The organism is Streptomyces sp. NPDC051987 (assembly GCF_040680735.1).
Lineage (GTDB): Bacteria > Actinomycetota > Actinomycetes > Streptomycetales > Streptomycetaceae > Streptomyces.
The window spans coordinates 36,032-53,290 of sequence record NZ_JBFAXI010000015.1 but is presented as its reverse complement, the minus strand read 5'-3'; the positions used below and the strand labels follow the sequence as shown (position 1 = coordinate 53,290).

The window sequence follows — 17,259 nt, the reverse complement described above, 5'->3', positions numbered from 1 at the left end:
GGATCCGGCCGGGCGCTCGGTACGGCAGCGCCTGAATCGCTGCGTTGAGCACAACGAGCAGAACTCGCCGTACTTCATCCAGTGATGCGGTGCGATCTGCCGGGACCCGCACGGCACGGGAGGGCCGCTCAAAGCTTCCCGACGTACGTGCCCCGGCAACGCATCTCTGAGGAAGTCCCCCAAGACATCCCCAGATGCCAGGTCAGCGCCCCCCAAGACGCTTCCCTGACATCGCCAACTTAGACCTTCGAAGCCCTTCGATGGTTACGTTCGCATCACTGTGATCTGCGTCTCTTGCATCGGTCCGATAGATGCGCAAGAGCCCCGATACGGCGATCGGAGCTCAAGCGTAAGGATGATGCGCGAGCCTTGTGAAGAGCTTATGTGAGGCTCGCGTCGGACTCCAGGGGGACTCTTGCATCCGCTGTCCCGAACCGGCGGTAACTTTCACCGGAAGGTGCGCAGCCGGAGACTGTTGGTCACCACGAACACCGACGAGAAGGCCATCGCGGCGCCCGCGATCATCGGGTTGAGGAGTCCCGCGGCGGCCAGCGGGAGCGCGGCGACGTTGTAGCCGAAGGCCCACACCAGGTTGCCCTTGATGGTGGCGAGGGTCCGCCGGGACAGCCGGATCGCGTCGGCCGCCACCCGCAGGTCCCCGCGCACCAGGGTCAGGTCGCCGGCCTCGATCGCCGCGTCCGTCCCGGTGCCCATCGCTAGCCCCAGGTCCGCGGTGGCCAGGGCCGCCGCGTCGTTGACCCCGTCGCCGACCATGGCGACCGTCCGCCCCTCGCGCCGCAGCCGCCGTACGACCTCCACCTTCTCCTCGGGCAGCACCTCGGCGATGACCTCGGTGATCCCGACGGCCCGCGCCACCGATGCGGCCACCGCCCGGTTGTCCCCGGTCAGCAGCACCGGTGTCAGGCCGAGCGCGCGCAACTCGCGCACCGCCTCGGGGCTGGTCTCCTTGACGGTGTCGGCGACGGCGAGGACACCCCGTGCCGCTCCGTCCCACCCGGCCAGGACGGCCGTGCGCCCCTCCCGCTCGGCCCGGGAGCGGGCCGCGGCCAACTCCTCGGGCACCACGTCGAAGAGGCGCCCCACGGCCACCTCACGGCCGTCCACGCGCCCGCGCACGCCCCGCCCGGGGACGTTCTCGAAGTGCTCGACGGCGGGCAGTGCCCCGACCCGCTCCTCCGCCCCGGCCGTGATCGCCCTGGCGACCGGGTGCTCGGACGCGTGTTCCAGGGCGCCGGCGAGCCGCAGGACCTCGTCCGCGTCGGCGCCCGCCGCGACGTGCACCTCCTGGAGGCTCATCCGCCCGGTGGTCACCGTCCCCGTCTTGTCGAGGACGACGGTGTCGACCCGCCGCGTGGACTCCAGCACCTCCGGGCCCCTGATGAGGATGCCGAGCTGGGCGCCCCGCCCGGTGCCGACCATCAGCGCGGTCGGCGTGGCCAGGCCCAGGGCGCACGGGCAGGCGATGATCAGCACGGCGACGGCGGCCGTGAACGCTGCGGCGGTGTCCCCGGTGACGCCCAGCCAGACCGCGAAGGTGCCGAGCGCGACGAGGATGACGACCGGGACGAAGACGGCGGAGATCCGGTCGGCCAGGCGCTGCACCTCGGCCTTGCCGTTCTGCGCGTCCTCCACCATGCGCGCCGTCCGGGCGAGCTGGGTGTCGGCGCCCACCCGGGTCGCCTCGACGACCAGCCGGCCGCCCGCGTTGACGGTCGCGCCCGTGACGGCGTCGCCGACGGTCACGTCCACCGGCACGGACTCGCCGGTCAGCATCGACGCGTCCACCGCGGACACGCCCTCCACCACGGTCCCGTCGGTGGCGACCTTCTCGCCGGGCCGTACGACGAACCGGTCGCCGACCGCGAGCGACGCCACCGGAACCCGCACCTCCCGGCCGCCGCGCAGCACCGCCACGTCCTTGGCGCCCAGCTCCATCAGCGCCCGCAGGGCCGCGCCGGCGCGCCGCTTGGAACGCGCCTCCAGATAGCGGCCGAGCAGGATCAGCGCGACGACCCCGGAGGCGACCTCCAGGTAGATCGTGGACGCGCTGTCCATGCGGGAGACGGTGAACCGGAACTCATCGTGCATCCCCGGCATGCCCGCGTCGCCGAAGAACAGCGCCCACAGCGACCAGCCGAACGCGGCCAGGGTGCCGACCGAGACCAGGGTGTCCATGGTGGCGGCGCCGTGCCGGGCGTTGGTCCAGGCGGCCCGGTGGAACTGCGCACCGCCCCAGACGACGACGGGGGCGGCGAGCGTCAGCGACAGCCACTGCCAGTTGTCGAACTGCAGCGCCGGGACCATCGCGAGCAGCACGACCGGGGCGGCGAGCAGGGCGGAGACCAGGAGGCGGTGGCGCAGGCCGGCGAGTTCCGGGTCCGCCGCGTCCTCGGCCTCCCTTTCCTGCTCCGGCTCCGGCTCCGGCGCCGGGGGCGCGGGCTCCTCGGCGGTGTACCCGGTCTTCACGACCGTGGCGATCAGGTCGGCGACCTGAACCCCCTGGGGGTATGTGACCTTCGCCTTCTCGGTCGCGTAGTTCACGGTGGCGGTGACGCCGTCCATCCGGTTCAGCTTCTTCTCGACCCGGGCGGCGCAGGAGGCACAGGTCATACCGCCGATCAGCAGCTCGACCTCGGACTCGCCGGCCGGGCGTGGCGGGGCTATCGGTGTCTGTGCGGTGCTGGTGGTGGTGCTGGTCGTCATGTCCGGACTCCAGACAACGGACCGGACCGTACGGAGCCAGTATCAGCTGGTCGGCACGGCCCGGCGGGGAGATACGTTTCCGTCGTGCGTGCTGCTGGTGGTGCGTGGGTGATGAGTGTGCTGCTCGGTGGTGCTTGTGCTGCTCGTGGTGCCTGCGGTGCGCGTGCGGTGTCGGCCGTTCCCGCGGTGCGGGGGATGCCTGCGGTGCCGGGGTGCGCGTCGGGTGGCTGTCAGGCGCGGCCGGCGAGCTCGAAGCCCGCCTCGTCGACGGCGGCGCGGACCGCCTCCTCGTCGAGCGGGGCCGCGGAGACGACCGTGACCTCGCCGCTGGCCGCGACGGCCGTCACCGAGCTGACGCCGGGGATCCCGGAGATCTCGGCGGAGACGGAACCCTCGCAGTGTCCGCAGCTCATGCCGGTCACCTTGTAGACGGCGGTCACGGAGCCCGGTGTGTCGGTCTGGGCGGTCATGTCGTTCTCCTCGTCGAGGCGGGTGGGGCCGATGGGGCCCACGAGGGAACCCCACTGTCGCCACACTATACCCCTAGGGGGTATTTCTCCAAGAGGGGTCGCGGCGCGCCAGCGAGTGCACCCAGGCGGCCCCGAGCAGGGCGACGAGTACCAGCAGACCCACGGAGAACACCGTGAAGAGATGCTCCTGTGCCGTACTGGGGCGCGGGATGTACCCCTCGGCGAACAGCTGCCGGTCCAGTCCGGTGTCCGCCAGGCGGGCGACCAGCCAGATCGCGACGCCGTGCGTGGAGTCCCACAGCGCGTGCAGCAGGGCGACCCCGAGGCCGGCCGAGAGGACCGGGGCCGTGAGGCGGAAACGGCCGCTCAGGCGGCGGAAGGAGAGCAGCACCCCGCCGGCGATCGCCGTCCACAGGCCGTGCCCGAAGGGGGCCAGCACTCCGCGCAGGATCTCCGTCTCGATCAGCGCGCGCAGGTCGACGCCCTCGGTGGAGACGGCCGCGTTGAAGGCGTACCCGGCGCTCTCCAGGGCCGCGAAACCGAAGCCGACGGCGGCGCCGAGCACCAGTCCGGCCCGCATGCCCCGGATTCCGGGCAGCCGGCGCAGCACGAACACCAGCGCGCCGAGCTTCACCGCCTCCTCGATCAGGCCGACGCAGACGAACATCCCCCAGGAGGGGCGGACCAGGTAGAACTCCATCACCGAGGCGCCCAGCACCCCGAGCGTGCCGCCGGTCAGGAAGCAGCCGAGGATCGCGCTGACCCCCAGGTCACGGCCGTGCCGCTCGTACGCCCAGAGCACGAAGACGACCGGGACGAGAAAGCTGCCGAGCAGGATCAGCGTCGGCAGCAGGGTGGTGTTCCTCGTGGTGTAGGTGACCATCGCGGTCAGTGCCCACAGGGCGAGTCCGCCGCCGAGACAGCGCTTCCACAGGCCGGCGCGGATACGGGGGTACGGCGGTGGCGGCTGCTGCGGGCCGGGGATGCGCGCCCGCGGCCGGCCGGACTGCGGAGAGTGGGTCAAGGCGGGTCCCCTTGTGCTCCTGCGGGTACGGGTGGCCCTCGTCGGCTCGGGCTCGGGCTCGGAATCGGGGGCGATTTACCCGCACTTTAGGCATATGTACCGTGGGGCGCAGTCCGGGGGGTGCCAGGGGGGTGGGCGGTCAGCCGGCCGGGTGGCCGAGGCGGTCGCCCACCAGGGGGGCGAGGTACCGGGTGAGCACGTTCTTGATCTCCTGGATGTACGCCTGGCGCTCGGCGCCCTCGTGGCCGAGGACCAGCTCCAGACCTGCCTTGTAGAGGGCGAGGCTGACGTGGGCCGTCCGCGTGACGAGGGCCTGGTCGGCGTCGGGCGGGAGGAGCGAGGCGAGCAGGCCCTCGACGCGGCCGAGGAGGTTGGTGTGCAGGGCCTCGTGGGCCTCGGTGATGCCGCCGGGCACGTCGGGGCCGTGCATCAGGGCGAAGAACACCGGGTGCTCAAGGTTGAAGGCGGTGAGGCGGTCCACGGTGGCGCCGACCGCGTCCGTCAGCGAGGTGCCGGGCTCGACCGGCGCGAGCGCCTCGCCGTAGGTGTCCCGCAGGTCGTGCATGAGCCGGCCGCCCAGCTCGATCGCGATCGCTTCCTTGTTCGGGAAGAACTGGTAGAGCGTGCCGGGAGAGACGCCGGCCTCACGGGCGATGGCGTTGGTGCTGGCGGCCGTGTAGCCCGTGGTGCAGAAGACCGAGGCGGCGGCTTCGAGCAGCTGCTGGATGCGCCGCTCGCCACGGGCCTGCCGCCTGCGCGGCGGCTCCTTGCCCGTGGCCGTGCCGTCGGGCTGCTCTGACATGTCGGGCTTGTCGGGCACGCGTTATCCCCAGGTCCTCGGACGCGATTGACAAACGCGAGACCTCGCTCGCATTCTGATGAAACGCGAGCGACGACTCGTGTTTGCCAGTCTAAGTGGCAATGGCCGACCCATGCTGCCCTGCGCGCGAAGCCGATGCGTACCGGGCGGGCAGTGGTCATGGTGAAGGGGACACCGCAGGATGACCGAAGTCAACAAGCCCTCGGAGGCCGGGAGCGGGGCGCGTCCAGGCGGCTGGACCCGGTTCGTGACCGCCCGCCCACGGCTCTCGCTGCTGCTCGCCCTGGTGATCACCGCGCTCGCCGTGCTGGCCGGCAGCGGGGTCGCCGACCGGCTCGGCAGCGGCGGCTGGGAGGACCCGGCCGCCGAGTCGACGTACGCGACGAAGGCGCTGGAGCGCGAGTTCCCGGACTCCCAGCCGAACCTGCTCCTGCTGGTGGACGCGCGGGGCGGCTCGGTGGACACCCCCGCCGTGGCGGCCGAGGCCAGGGCCCTCGCCGCCCGCCTGTCCGGCGAGGCGGGCGTCACGGGCGTCGGCTCGTACTGGCAGACCGGATCGCCGGCCCTGCGCGCCGAGGACGGCCACGAGGCCCTGATCGCGGCCCGCATCACCGGTGACGAGAAAGCGGCGGCCGACACCCTGGACCGCATCGCCCCGCACTACCGCGGCACCCACGGCCCGGTGACGGTGAAGGTCGGCGGCATGGTGGCGGTCCGCAGCGACATGCAGACGATCATCAAGGAGGACCTGGCCCGCGCCGAGCTGATCGCCCTGCCCATCACCCTGGTCCTGCTGGTGATGGTGTTCGGCAGCGCGATCGCGGCCCTGCTTCCGCTGGGCATCGGCATCGTCGCCATCCTCGGCACGAACGCGGTCCTGCGCGGCATCACGTCCTTCACGGACGTCTCGGTCTTCGCGATGAACCTGACCACGGCCCTCGGTCTCGGCCTGGCCATCGACTACGCCCTCTTCGTCGTCCGCCGCTTCCGCGAGGAACTGGCCACGGGCGCCGACCCGCTGACGGCGGTCGGCACCACCCTGCGCACGGCCGGGCGCACGGTGCTGTTCTCGGCCCTGACGGTGGCCGCCTCCCTGGCGGCGATGCTCGTCTTCCCCCAGTACTTCCTCCGCTCGTTCGCCTACGCCGGCATAGCGGTGGTCCTGCTGGCCGCCGCGGCCGCCCTGATCCTGCTCCCGGCGGCGCTGGTCCTGCTGGGCGACCGGGTCAACGCGCTGGATCTGCGACGGCTGTTCCGCCGGGGCCGGGAAGCCCGCCCCTCCGGCGCCGGGGGCACGGCCTGGGCGCGCACGGCCACCCTGGTGATGCGCAGGGCCCCGCTGTTCGCCGTCGCCACCACGGCCTTCCTCATCGTCCTCGGACTGCCGTTCCTGGGCGTGAAGTTCGGCACCGCCGACGACCGGCAGCTGCCGTCCGGCGCCGAGTCCCACGTCGTCCAGCAGCACATCCGGGACGGCTTCCCGGGCAACCCCGGCGGCGACCTCGAAGTCCTGGCCGAGGGCGGGGCGACCCCGGCGCAGTACACGGCGTACCGGCAGCGGGTCGCGGCCCTGCCGGAGGTGGCCGCGGTGGCCGGACCCGTGGTCAAGGGCGACGCCGCGTACTTCACGGTGCAGCCGAAGGGCGAGTCGGTGGACGAAGGCGCCCAGCGGCTGGTGGGCGAGGTGCGCGCGCTCAAGGCCCCCTTCGACACGAAGGTGACGGGCACGGCGGCGGTCCTGGTCGACTCCAAGCACGCCATCGCCGCACGCCTGCCCTGGGCGGCGGCCGTCATCGCGATCGTCACCCTGCTGCTGGTCTTCCTCCTCACCGGCAGCGTCCTGATACCGGTGCAGGCGGTGCTGCTCAACGCGCTCAGCCTCACGGCGATGTTCGGCGCGGTGGTCTGGGTCTTCCAGGACGGCCACCTCTCGCACGTGCTGGGCTTCACCAGCACCGGCTCGATCGAGACCACGCTCCCGGTCCTGATGTTCTGCGTGGCGTTCGGCCTCTCCATGGACTACGGCGTGTTCCTGCTCTCCCGCATCAAGGAGGAGTACGACAGGACCGGCGACCACGAGAGGGCGGTCCGCCTCGGGCTTCAGCGCACCGGAGGCCTGATCACCGCGGCGGCGGTCATCCTGGCGGTGGTCATGGTGGCGATCGGCACCTCCCGGGTCACCAACACCAAGATGCTGGGCCTCGGCATCGCCCTGGCGGTCCTCATGGACGCCATGGTCGTCCGCAGCCTCCTGGTCCCGGCCATCATGCGCCTGACAGGCAAGGCGACCTGGTGGGCCCCGGCCCCCCTGCGCCGCTTCCACGACCGGTTCGGTCTGAGCGAGGGCGAGCAGCAGACGCCCGCGCCGGCGGCACCCCGCCCGGACCCGGCTCCGATCGGACGCGCCTGAACGTCCGTCCAGACGACCACCCGCTGCCGCCCGAACAAGATCCGGTTTGCCACAACGCACTGAATGGGCGCCCGCGCTCGATGCGAAGGGCAGTCCCCCGCCTGGTGGACATCACTGACCTGCTCGACCTGACCGTCCGGCTCCTGCGGCGGATCATTGTCCGCCGCGAGGTCGTGCACCCCAAGCACTGGCCAGGCCGCTTTCGTAGGCGGCTATGACGAGTTGGGCCCTGTCCCTGGCCCCCAGCTTCATCAGCAGACGGCTGACGTGGGTCTTGACCGTGCCGACGGTCAGATACAGCTCGGCTGCGATTTCGCTGTTGGACAGGCCACGTGCGATCAGTCCCAGCACGTCACGCTCGCGGCCGGTCACACCGTCCAGGGCATGGGTGACCGGGCCGGGGTAGCCGGGGCGGCGGACGTAGGTCTCGATGAGCCTGCGGGTGACGCCGGGGGACAGCAGCGACTCCCCGGTGGCGATCACCCGCACGGCGTCGATCAGGCGTGCGGGTGGAGTGTCCTTGAGGAGGAAGCCCGCGGCGCCTGCGCGGAGCGCTTCGAAGACGTACTCGTCCAGGTCGAAGGTGGTGAGCACCAGGACGTGGACGGGCACCGGGGACGGGCTGCCGAACAGCGTGCGGATGGCCTCGATGCCGTTGAGCCCGGGCATCCGGATGTCCATCAGGGCCACATCGGGGCGCAGTTCGCGGATCACCCTGACCGCCTCGGTCCCGTCGGCGGCCTCTCCGACGACCTGGAGATCGTTTTCCGACTCGAGCAGCACACGGAACCCGGCGCGCACCAGTGTCTCGTCGTCCACCACGACGACCCGCACTGTCATGCGCCCTCCAGGTGGGCGCCCACGGGGAACTGAGCTGTGCGCTCATCCGTGGCGTACGGCAGCCGGGCGGTGACGCGAAAGCCGTGTGGCGAGAGCGGGCCTGCGTGGACCTCGCCGCCGTAGAGGGCGGCGCGTTCCTTCATGCCGGTCAGGCCGTGGCCCTCGGTGATGGGGATGGATGTGCTGCGGCCGACTCCGGCATCGACGACTGTGAGAGCGACCTCGCCCGGCGCGTAGGCGACCGTGGCCCGGGCGTGGCCGGTGTGGGCATGCTTGACGACATTGGTCAGTGCTTCCTGCACGATGCGGTAGGCGGCGCGGTCCACGCCTCGGGGCAGGGTGTCCGGGTGACCGCTGATCGTCAAATCGACCTGGACACCGGCCCGTCGGATCTGCTCGAGGAGCGTGGTGAGGTCGTCCAGGCCGCCGGGCAGCCACTCGGCGCCGTCGTCATCGCGCAGGACACCCAGCAGTGAACGCAGCTCTCCCAGGGCTTGCCTGCTCGTCGTCTCGATCGCGGAGAGGGACTTCGCGGCCTCGTCGGGCCGGCTGCCGATGACGTGGTGGCCGACGCCCGCCTGGACCGCGACGATGCTCAGGCTGTGCGCGACGACATCGTGCAACTCCCGGGCGATGCGCATGCGTTCCTCGACGAGGAGGAGTTGTGCCCGCTCCTCGGCCTGCTCGACCAGGCCCCGGGTGTAGGCACGGCCCTGTCTGGTGGACCATCCGATCGCCCAGGCGGCGGCCTCGACGATGAGGCTCTGGGTCATCCCCGGCCACCCCCAGTAGTCGTGCCCTGTGATGTCCTGCATGGGGATCATCAAGGCGAGTTGTGCTGCGCCTGCCACCATGCACGCGTAGGCGGCGACACGCACGGGTCGGGCGGCTGCCACCCCGTATACCAGCAAGGCAGTCGCCAGCACCCCCGTCAGGCTGAGCGCGCCGTCGGTGGCCATCACCACCGACCCCACTGCCAGCGCAGGCAGTGGCAGCAGTCGACGCAAGGCGACGGCCATGCCCAACGAGCCCGTCAGCACGGTCTGCCAGGCCGGCCAGCCTGTGCGATGCGTGCCAAGCGTCCACCACAAGACGTTCGACGCCATCAGGACCACGGCCAAAAGCACGTCCAGCGCGACCAGCTGATGTGGCGTCAGCCTCCTGGCACGGGGTGCCGCATCATGCCTCATCATCATGCGCATGCATTCGACCCTAACCGGGTGGAGGGACCATCCGCCTCTGTCCGGAGACAGAGATCAGGCGGTCATTCCGTGGCCAGATCCGCAGGACGGGCACCCTCTGCCAGGGTCGGCCGCATGGATCTCTCCCGGACTCCCGCCCGCCGCTGGCTTTCCCCTGTTCCCTGGGGCTTCGCCCTGCTCGCCACCGTGTCGTCCCTGACATACGGCGGTGATCAAGCGGTGAACGCCTGGGCGTCGACCAACCTGGCCAATTTGGGAGATCATCCTGTGGAGGCGCTCATCACCTCCGCCTTCCTGTTCGGCGCCGATCCCTGGGCCAGTCTGCGCGGCATTGCCTTCGCCGGGGCCATGCTGGCGTTTCTCGTCATCCGGTTCGGCAACATGCGGACGCTCGCGCTGGTCGCGGCCGGCCAGGTCCTCGGCACACTGGTGAGCGAAGGGCTGCTGGCCGCACGGATCGCGGGAGGCCAGGCAGACCCGGCGCTGCGTGTGATGTTGGACGTCGGCCCGTCCTACGTGATCGTCTCGGGCCTGGCCGCCGTGGTGGTAGCGGGGGCCAGGCGGTGGCACCGATGGACCGCGTTCGCCGCGCTCGTGGTGCGTGCACCGCACATCACGAGCGGCCTGACCACGCTGGGGGTCACTCCTGTCGGCCACGTGACAGCACTGTTCACCGGGATGCTGCTGGGATGGGCTATGCGGTCGTCCGGCGCCCACCACCGCTCCCTGCACCGGCTGACGCTACGCGCAGCGCCGCTTCAGACCGAGGAGCGTAGCAATGGCCGGGCATTGTCATATCTGGTCGACAACGGCGTGCAGTGGACGGCTCTGCCGGTCGGCTTCCCGTACTGGCGGGCGATCTACGACTTCTTCCGCCGCTGGCGGGCCTGCGGCTACGTGCGTGAACTGCACGAACGCCTGCGCCGCACGGCGAGGGAACGCGTCGGCCGCAACACTGAGCCCAGTGCGGGAGTCATCGACAGTCAGTCGGTGGACGCCTCCGAGACCGTCGGCGAGGAGCGTCGCGGATACGACGGCGGCAAGTCACGTGACGGGCGCAAGCGTCACATCCTGACCGACACCGAGGGCCTGCTCCTGGAGGTGACCGTGACCACGGCCGATGTGCACGACTCCAAGGCCGCCCTCGCACTGCTGGAGACGTTCATGGACCAGCCGGGCCGGCTGCTGCAACTGGTGTGGGTCGACAGCGCCTACCAGGGCCCGGCCCTGGCCGAGGCGTTCGCCCGTCACGGGGTGCGCGTCGAGGTCGTGCGCCGCTCTGACGGACAACGCGGCTGCCTGCCCCTACCCCGTCGCGATCATGCCCCGCACTTGAAGAAGCCCCTTCTCATCGAACAGGGACTCCCTTTGCCGCAACGCACTGAGCCGAACGCGCCCTCAAAGGGGCGCTGGGGGTGCCCCCGGCCGAAGGCCGGGGGGAGGAACTGCGCGACCGGCCACGACGAGCCGGAACCGGCGCTGCACCGGGACTCCCGCGGCGCTTAGCCTTCGCGCAGCCCCCGCAGCCCCCCCGAAAGGAGCACGCGCGATGCGAGCCGTCGTCTTCGACCACTACGCCACCCCCGCCGAGGTACGGGAGGTCCCCGACCCCCGCCCGGCCCCCCACGGAGTGGTCGTCCGCGTGGAGGCCACCGGCCTCTGCCGGAGCGACTGGCACGGCTGGCAGGGTCACGACCCGGACGTCACCCTCCCGCACGTCCCCGGCCACGAGCTGGCCGGGGTCGTGGAGGAGGTCGGCGCCCGGGTGACCGCCTGGCACCCCGGCGACCGGGTCACCGTCCCCTTCGTCTGTGCCTGCGGCAGCTGCCCGTCCTGCGCGGCCGGCGACCAGCAGGTCTGCGAACGCCAGACCCAGCCCGGCTTCACGCACTGGGGCTCCTTCGCCCAGTACGTGGCGCTGGACCACGCCGACGTGAACCTGGTGGCGATCCCGGACGACATGTCGTACGCCACCGCCGCCTCCCTGGGCTGCCGCTTCGCCACCGCGTTCCGCGCGGTGGTGCAGCAGGGCAGGGTCGCGGCGGGGGAGTGGGCGGCGGTGTACGGCTGCGGCGGCGTGGGTCTGTCGGCGGTGATGATCGCCGCGGCGTCGGGGGCGCGCGTGGTGGCGGTCGACGTGTCGCCCCAGGCCCTGGACCTGGCGAAGAAGTTCGGCGCGGCCCACGGTGTGAACGCGGCGGACGACGAGGACCCCGCGGCGACGGTCCGCGACCTGACCGCCGGCGGCGCCCACCTCTCCCTGGACGCCCTGGGCTCACCGGCCACCTCGGCCGCCTCGGTCAACTCCCTGCGCCGGCGCGGCCGGCACGTCCAGGTGGGCCTGCTGCCCTCCCCGGACGGGAACACCCCCGTGCCGCTGGCCCGCGCGATCGCCCTGGAGCTGGAGCTCCTCGGCAGCCACGGCATGGCGGCCCACACCTACCCCGCCATGCTCGAACTGGTCCGCGCCGGCACCCTCCGCCCCGACCTCCTGGTCACCTCGGCGATCACCCTGGACGCGGCCCCGGCGGCCCTGGCGGCGATGGGCGGGGCCCCGGCCGCGGGGGTGACGGTCATCGAGCCGTGGGCCTGACACAGGTGTGTCCCGCCCTCGGCAGGCGGGGCGTCCCGCGCCGGGAAGGGGGCTCAGAGGTCTCTGCGTCCCCGGTTGCCGGGCCGGGAGGCGACCCAGGCCCGGACCGTGTCGGCGTACCAGTAGGGCTTGCCGCCCTCGACGTGGTCCGGCGGCGGGAGCAGTCCGTGCTTGCGGTAGGAGCGGACGGTGTCCGGCTGCACCCGGATGTGCGCCGCGATCTCCTTGTAGGACCAGAGCCTTCGGTCGGTCATGAGATGCACCTCCCTGCGCGCGCCGCGGGGCCGACCGGAGGCGGTCGTCGGGGGAGCCGGACGCTGCGCTGGCGATCACAAAGCCTGTGCCCGGTGAACGACGGAGAGTGACCGTGGGCAAGTGCCTGTCGACCGGGTGTGACCGAGAACCCGCGTATGCGTGACATGTGTGACACAACGGGGGTGTTTGTGACACGGCTGACGCAGACACATGGCCCAACTCTCGTCCGAATGTCCGGACAAACCATTGACACGACCTCCGGTCCCGGACTACAAACCACGGGAGAGCCACGACGAAGGGAAGCCGATGGCGTACGACCTGATCACCATGGGGCGGATCGGGGTGGATCTCTATCCGCTCCAGACCGGAGTCCCGCTCGCCCAGGTGTCGTCCTTCGGCAAGTTCCTCGGCGGGTCGGCGACGAACGTGGCGGTGGCCGCCGCCCGCCTCGGCCGGCGCACCGCCGTCATCACCCGCACCGGCGAGGACGCCTTCGGCGCCTACCTGCACGAGGCCCTCCGGGGCTTCGGCGTGGACGACCGCTGGGTCACCGCGGTCCCCGGCCTGAACACCCCCGTCACGTTCTGCGAGATCTTCCCGCCGGATGACTTCCCGCTCTACTTCTACCGGCAGCCGAAGGCCCCGGACCTGGAGATCGACGCCCACGAGCTGGACCTCGACGCCGTCCGCGACGCCCGGATCTTCTGGATCACCGGCACCGGCCTGAGCGAGGAGCCCAGCCGCACGGCGACCCTCGCGGCCCTCGCCCACCGCGCCAAGGCGGGCACGACCGTCTTCGACCTCGACTGGCGCCCGATGTTCTGGAGCGGTGACGCCAACGGCTCCCGCCGCGGGCCGGACGCCGCCCGGCCCTTCTACGCCGAGGCGCTCAAGCACACCACCGTCGCCGTCGGCAACCTCGACGAGGTGGAGGTGGCGACCGGCGTGCGCGAGCCGCGGGCCGCCGCCCAGGCCCTCCTCGACGCGGGTGTGGAGATCGCCGTGGTCAAGCAGGGACCCAAGGGGGTCCTCGCCGTCAGCCGCGACGGCGACTCGGCCGAGGTCCCGCCGCTGCCGGTGAACGTCCTGAACGGCCTCGGCGCCGGCGACGCCTTCGGCGGCTCCCTCTGCCACGGCCTCCTCGAAGGCTGGGACCTGGAGAAGATCATGCGGCACGCCAACGCGGCCGGCGCGATCGTCGCCTCCCGCCTGGAGTGCTCCTCCGCGATGCCGACCCGCGAAGAGATCGACGCCGCGCTCGCCGCCGGAGCGGTGCTGTGAGGGCGGGCCGCGTCACGGGCGCGCACCACGAAGGCGGCGCGGGCGTTCCCGGTCCGCAGGTGAAGGTGGACATCTCCGCCCTCGTCCACACCCGCACCCACCACCCCGAGGCCATCGCCGAGGCGGCCGCCCGGCGCTCTCGCCGCCCGCTCCTCGACGAGGACGGCAAGCTGATGATCGTCGCCGCCGACCACCCGGCCCGCGGCGCGCTCGGCGTGGGCGGCCGCAAGCTCGCCATGGCCAACCGGGCCGAGCTGCTGGAGCGGCTCTGCCTGGCGCTGTCCCGGCCCGGCGTCGACGGCGTCCTCGCCACCGCCGACATCCTGGACGACCTGCTCCTGCTCGGCGCCCTCGACGGCAAGGTCGTCATGGGCTCGATGAACCGCGGCGGACTCCAGGGCGCCTCCTTCGAGCTCGACGACCGGTTCACCGGCCACCGCGCCGAGGACATACAGCGCCTCGGGTTCGACGCCGGCAAACTGCTCCTGCGCATCGACTACGACGACCCGGGCTCGCTGACCACCCTGGAGTCCACCGCCCGCGCCATCGACGACATGGCCGCGCGCCGGCTCCCGGTCTTCGTCGAGCCGTTCATCAGCCGCCGCACCCCGGAGGGCAAGGTCGTCAACGACCTGTCCCCGGAGGCGGTCACCAGGTCCATCGCCATCGCCTCGGGCCTCGGCGGCAGTTCGGCCTACACCTGGCTGAAGGTGCCGGTCACCGACAACCCCGACGACATGGCCGAGGTCATGGAGACGTCCACCCTCCCCGCCGTGCTCCTGGGCGGCGAGGTGGGTGACGACCAGGACGGCGCCTACGAGAAGTGGCGCAGCGCCCTGCAACTCCCCACCGTGCGCGGCCTGGTGGTCGGCCGCTCGCTGCTGTACCCGGCGGACGGCGACGTGGCCGCCGCCGTGGACACCGCCGTCGGACTCCTGTGAGGGCGAGAAGATGACGACCAACGACCTGCACCTGACCAAGGGTTCGACCGCGAACGCCCAGTACGCGCTCGACATCGACCCCAAGCGGGCCGGTTGGGCGCACAGCAGCCTCAGGATCGTCGAACTGGCCCCAGGGGGAACGCATTTGTTCACCACCGGGGACAGCGAGTGGATCGTGCTTCCGCTGCAGGGCGGTTGTACGGTGCGCACAGAGGGAAACGAGTTCCAGATCCTGGGCCGGGAAAGCGTGTTCAGCGGAGTCTCCGACTTCGCGTACGTGCCCCGGGACGCCCAGGTCCAGATCGCCTCCGGCGCGGGAGGCCGCTTCGCCCTGGCAGGAGCGAAGTGCGAGCGACGACTCCCCGCCCGCTACGGCCCCGCGCCGGAGGTCCCCGTCGAAGACCGCGGCAGCGGCACCAGCGCCCGCCAGGTGCGCAACTTCGCCTCCGCGTCCGCCTTCGAGTGCGACAAGCTGATCGCCGTCGAAGTGCTCACGCCCGGTGGCAACTGGTCCTCCTACCCGCCGCACAAGCACGACGAGCACCGGCCCGGCGAGGAGTCGGAGCTGGAGGAGATCTACTACTTCGAGATCGACGGACCGAACGGTATCGGGTACCAGCGCGTATTCCCCTCCCGTGAGGGCGGTACGGACGTCCTCGCCGAGGTCCGCTCCGGCGACGCCGTGCTCGTTCCCGACGGATGGCACGGCCCGTCGATCGCGCAGCCCGGGCACGACATGTACTACCTGAACGTCATGGCGGGGCCCGGTGCGACGCGGGAGTGGCGGATCTGCTTCCACCCGGACCATACGGAGGGTTACCGATGACGATTCGGTTGACCGTCGCGCAAGCGCTTGTCCGCTTCCTCGCCGTCCAGTTCACCGAGCGGGACGGCGAGCGCCGCCGCCTGATCGGCGCCACCTGGGGGATCTTCGGCCACGGCAACGTGGCCGGGCTCGGCCAGGCGCTCCTGGAGCACGCGGACGACATGCCGTACCACCAGGGCCGCAACGAGCAGGCCATGGTGCACGCGGCGGTCGGCTACGCGCGTCAGTCGAACCGTCTCGCCACGCACGCCGTGACGACGTCCATCGGTCCGGGCGCCACCAACCTGGTCACTGGCGCCGCCCTCGCCACGATCAACCACCTCCCGGTCCTGCTCCTGCCCGGCGACGTCTTCGCCACCCGCCCCGCCGACCCGGTCCTCCAGCAGCTCGAAGTCCCGTACGCGGCCGACGTGTCGGTGAACGACTGCCTGCGCCCGGTGTCGAAGTTCTTCGACCGGATCAACCGTCCCGAGCAGCTGATCCCCTCGGCTCTCGCCGCGATGCGGGTCCTCACCGACCCCGTCGAGACCGGCGCGGTCACCCTCGCCCTCCCGCAGGACGTGCAGGCGGAGGCGTACGACTGGCCGGAGGAGTTCTTCGCCGAACGGGTGTGGACCGTACGGCGGCCGGCCGCAGACCCCGCAGAACTCGCCACGGCCGTGACGGCGATCAGGGACGCACGCCGGCCCATGATCATCGCCGGCGGCGGGGTCCACCACAGCCGCGCCGAGGCCGTCCTCGCCGAGTTCGCCGCGGCCACCCGCATCCCGGTCGCGTCCACTCAGGCCGGCAAGGGATCGCTGCGCTGGGACCACCCGCAGGACGTCGGCGGGGTCGGCCACACAGGCACCGCCGCCGCCGACGAACTCGCCCGCACCGCCGACCTGGTGATCGGCGTCGGCACCCGTTACACCGACTTCACCACGGCCTCCGGCACCCTCTTCGAGAACCCCGGCGTCCGCTTCCTCAACCTCAACATCGCCCCCTACGACAGCCACAAGCTGGCCGGCCTGCCGCTGGTCGCCGACGCCCGCAGCGCTCTGGCCGAGCTGACCAAGGCCCTGGACGGTCACCGGACCGCCGACTCCTACGTCACCGAGTACACCGAGGACAAGGAGCGCTGGGAGCAGCGCGTCGACGCCTGCTACGAGGCCGACGAACCGGACGTCCGGCCGACCCAGCCGCAGGTCCTCGGCGCCCTGGACGCGCTCGTCGACGAGACGGACGTACTGATCAACGCGGCCGGTTCCCTCCCCGGCGACCTGCACCGGCTCTGGCGGGCGCGCTCGCACGACCAGTACCACCTGGAGTACGGCTACTCCTGCATGGGCTACGAGATACCGGCCGCCATCGGGGTGAAACTCGCGGCGCCGGAGCGGAACGTGTGGGCGCTGGTCGGCGACGGCACGTATCTGATGATGCCGACCGAGATCGTCACCGCCGTGCAGGAGGGCATCGCCATCAAGGTGCTGCTGGTGCAGAACCACGGCTACGCCTCCATCGGCGGGCTGTCGGAGTCGGTGGGCGGCGAGCGGTTCGGCACCGCCTACCGCTTCCCCTCCCAGGACGGCACCCTCACGGGCGCCCCGCTCCCCGTCGACCTCGCCGCCAACGCGGCCAGCCTCGGCATGCGCGTCCTGCGCGCGAAGACTGTCCGGGACCTGCGCGCGGCGCTCGCCGAGGCGCGGGCCGCCGACACTCCCACATGTGTCTACGTGGAGACCGAAACGGCCGACACTGTGTCGGGCCCGCCTCCGGCGCAGGCCTGGTGGGATGTACCTGTGGCCGAGACCGCGACCCGATCCGCCGCGGTCAAGGCACGTGAGCTGTACGAACGGCACGTCTCGACCCGACGCCGCCATCTGTGAAGGAG

At 71.7% G+C, this 17,259-nt stretch carries 14 protein-coding genes; 7 read left to right on the top strand and 7 right to left on the bottom strand.

Annotated features, from left to right (window positions below; translation table 11 throughout):
• Positions 1-447: 447 nt before the first annotated feature.
• From AB0M11_RS11365 to AB0M11_RS11350, 4 genes are all read right to left on the bottom strand, one after another.
• Positions 448-2,724 (bottom strand): heavy metal translocating P-type ATPase, encoded by a 2,277-nt coding sequence (locus AB0M11_RS11365; RefSeq protein ID WP_365703863.1) that lies wholly within the window; start codon positions 2,722-2,724, stop codon positions 448-450.
• Between the two features lie 230 nt (positions 2,725-2,954).
• On the bottom strand, positions 2,955-3,194 hold the full coding sequence (locus AB0M11_RS11360) for a heavy-metal-associated domain-containing protein (protein ID WP_365703861.1): 240 nt from the start codon (positions 3,192-3,194) through the stop codon (positions 2,955-2,957).
• A 73-nt stretch (positions 3,195-3,267) separates the two neighbouring features.
• Entirely contained in the window at positions 3,268-4,218 is a 951-nt protein-coding gene (locus AB0M11_RS11355; RefSeq protein WP_365703859.1) for a PrsW family intramembrane metalloprotease, read from the bottom strand.
• 139 nt (positions 4,219-4,357) lie between these two features.
• The gene (locus tag AB0M11_RS11350) at positions 4,358-5,020 is read right to left on the bottom strand and encodes a TetR/AcrR family transcriptional regulator (protein WP_365703857.1); all 663 of its coding nucleotides are present in this window, start codon (positions 5,018-5,020) and stop codon (positions 4,358-4,360) included.
• Positions 5,021-5,219: 199 nt separating this feature from the next.
• On the opposite strand from AB0M11_RS11350, the gene AB0M11_RS11345 reads away from it, so the two are divergent.
• Positions 5,220-7,448 (top strand): MMPL family transporter, encoded by a 2,229-nt coding sequence (locus AB0M11_RS11345; protein ID WP_365703855.1) that lies wholly within the window; start codon positions 5,220-5,222, stop codon positions 7,446-7,448.
• Between the two features lie 153 nt (positions 7,449-7,601).
• Here the strand turns inward: AB0M11_RS11345 and AB0M11_RS11340 are convergent, their stop codons facing one another.
• Positions 7,602-8,288, bottom strand: a complete 687-nt coding sequence (locus AB0M11_RS11340) for a response regulator transcription factor (protein ID WP_365703853.1) — start codon at positions 8,286-8,288, stop codon at positions 7,602-7,604.
• Positions 8,285-9,490 carry a sensor histidine kinase gene (locus tag AB0M11_RS11335; RefSeq protein ID WP_365703851.1) on the bottom strand — a complete coding sequence of 402 codons (1,206 nt, stop codon included), beginning with the start codon at positions 9,488-9,490 and terminating at the stop codon, positions 8,285-8,287. Before AB0M11_RS11335 ends, AB0M11_RS11340 begins: the two co-directional genes overlap by 4 nt.
• Before the next feature lie 114 nt (positions 9,491-9,604).
• Between AB0M11_RS11335 and AB0M11_RS11330 the strand changes: the two genes are divergently transcribed.
• Both AB0M11_RS11330 and AB0M11_RS11325 read left to right on the top strand, forming a co-directional pair.
• Positions 9,605-10,996: an IS5 family transposase gene (locus tag AB0M11_RS11330; RefSeq protein WP_365703849.1), complete on the top strand. Its 1,392-nt coding sequence runs from the start codon at positions 9,605-9,607 to the stop codon at positions 10,994-10,996.
• Between the two features lie 43 nt (positions 10,997-11,039).
• Complete coding sequence (locus AB0M11_RS11325) at positions 11,040-12,083, top strand: zinc-dependent alcohol dehydrogenase family protein (protein WP_365703847.1); 1,044 nt, start codon at positions 11,040-11,042, stop codon at positions 12,081-12,083.
• Between the two features lie 53 nt (positions 12,084-12,136).
• Here AB0M11_RS11325 and AB0M11_RS11320 read toward each other — a convergent pair whose 3' ends face one another.
• Entirely contained in the window at positions 12,137-12,337 is a 201-nt protein-coding gene (locus AB0M11_RS11320) for a MerR family transcriptional regulator (protein WP_037649824.1), read from the bottom strand.
• A gap of 307 nt (positions 12,338-12,644) precedes the next feature.
• Between AB0M11_RS11320 and iolC the strand changes: the two genes are divergently transcribed.
• The 4 genes from iolC to iolD are packed head-to-tail and all read left to right on the top strand — an operon-like array spanning position 12,645 to position 17,254.
• Positions 12,645-13,619, top strand: a complete 975-nt coding sequence (gene iolC / locus AB0M11_RS11315) for a 5-dehydro-2-deoxygluconokinase (protein ID WP_365703845.1) — start codon at positions 12,645-12,647, stop codon at positions 13,617-13,619.
• 59 nt (positions 13,620-13,678) lie between these two features.
• Entirely contained in the window at positions 13,679-14,560 is an 882-nt protein-coding gene (locus AB0M11_RS11310; RefSeq protein WP_365703985.1) for a deoxyribose-phosphate aldolase, read from the top strand.
• Positions 14,561-14,570: 10 nt separating this feature from the next.
• Positions 14,571-15,386, top strand: a complete 816-nt coding sequence (iolB, locus tag AB0M11_RS11305; protein ID WP_365703843.1) for a 5-deoxy-glucuronate isomerase — start codon at positions 14,571-14,573, stop codon at positions 15,384-15,386.
• Entirely contained in the window at positions 15,383-17,254 is a 1,872-nt protein-coding gene (gene iolD, locus AB0M11_RS11300) for a 3D-(3,5/4)-trihydroxycyclohexane-1,2-dione acylhydrolase (decyclizing) (RefSeq protein WP_365703841.1), read from the top strand. The genes iolB and iolD overlap by 4 nt, the downstream gene beginning before the upstream one ends.
• Positions 17,255-17,259 lie beyond the last annotated feature (5 nt).

Bases quoted from the DNA above. Each gene is read 5' to 3' on its own strand.
- AB0M11_RS11365 (WP_365703863.1), bottom strand. From the start codon at position 2,724: ATGACGACCAGCACCACCACCAGCACCGCACAGACACCGATAGCCCCG.
- AB0M11_RS11360 (WP_365703861.1), bottom strand. From the start codon at position 3,194: ATGACCGCCCAGACCGACACACCGGGCTCCGTGACCGCCGTCTACAAG.
- AB0M11_RS11350 (WP_365703857.1), bottom strand. From the start codon at position 5,020: ATGTCAGAGCAGCCCGACGGCACGGCCACGGGCAAGGAGCCGCCGCGC.
- AB0M11_RS11345 (WP_365703855.1), top strand. From the start codon at position 5,220: ATGACCGAAGTCAACAAGCCCTCGGAGGCCGGGAGCGGGGCGCGTCCA.
- AB0M11_RS11340 (WP_365703853.1), bottom strand. From the start codon at position 8,288: ATGACAGTGCGGGTCGTCGTGGTGGACGACGAGACACTGGTGCGCGCC.
- AB0M11_RS11335 (WP_365703851.1), bottom strand. From the start codon at position 9,490: ATGCGCATGATGATGAGGCATGATGCGGCACCCCGTGCCAGGAGGCTG.
- AB0M11_RS11330 (WP_365703849.1), top strand. From the start codon at position 9,605: ATGGATCTCTCCCGGACTCCCGCCCGCCGCTGGCTTTCCCCTGTTCCC.
- AB0M11_RS11325 (WP_365703847.1), top strand. From the start codon at position 11,040: ATGCGAGCCGTCGTCTTCGACCACTACGCCACCCCCGCCGAGGTACGG.
- AB0M11_RS11320 (WP_037649824.1), bottom strand. From the start codon at position 12,337: ATGACCGACCGAAGGCTCTGGTCCTACAAGGAGATCGCGGCGCACATC.
- iolC (WP_365703845.1), top strand. From the start codon at position 12,645: ATGGCGTACGACCTGATCACCATGGGGCGGATCGGGGTGGATCTCTAT.
- iolB (WP_365703843.1), top strand. From the start codon at position 14,571: ATGACGACCAACGACCTGCACCTGACCAAGGGTTCGACCGCGAACGCC.
- iolD (WP_365703841.1), top strand. From the start codon at position 15,383: ATGACGATTCGGTTGACCGTCGCGCAAGCGCTTGTCCGCTTCCTCGCC.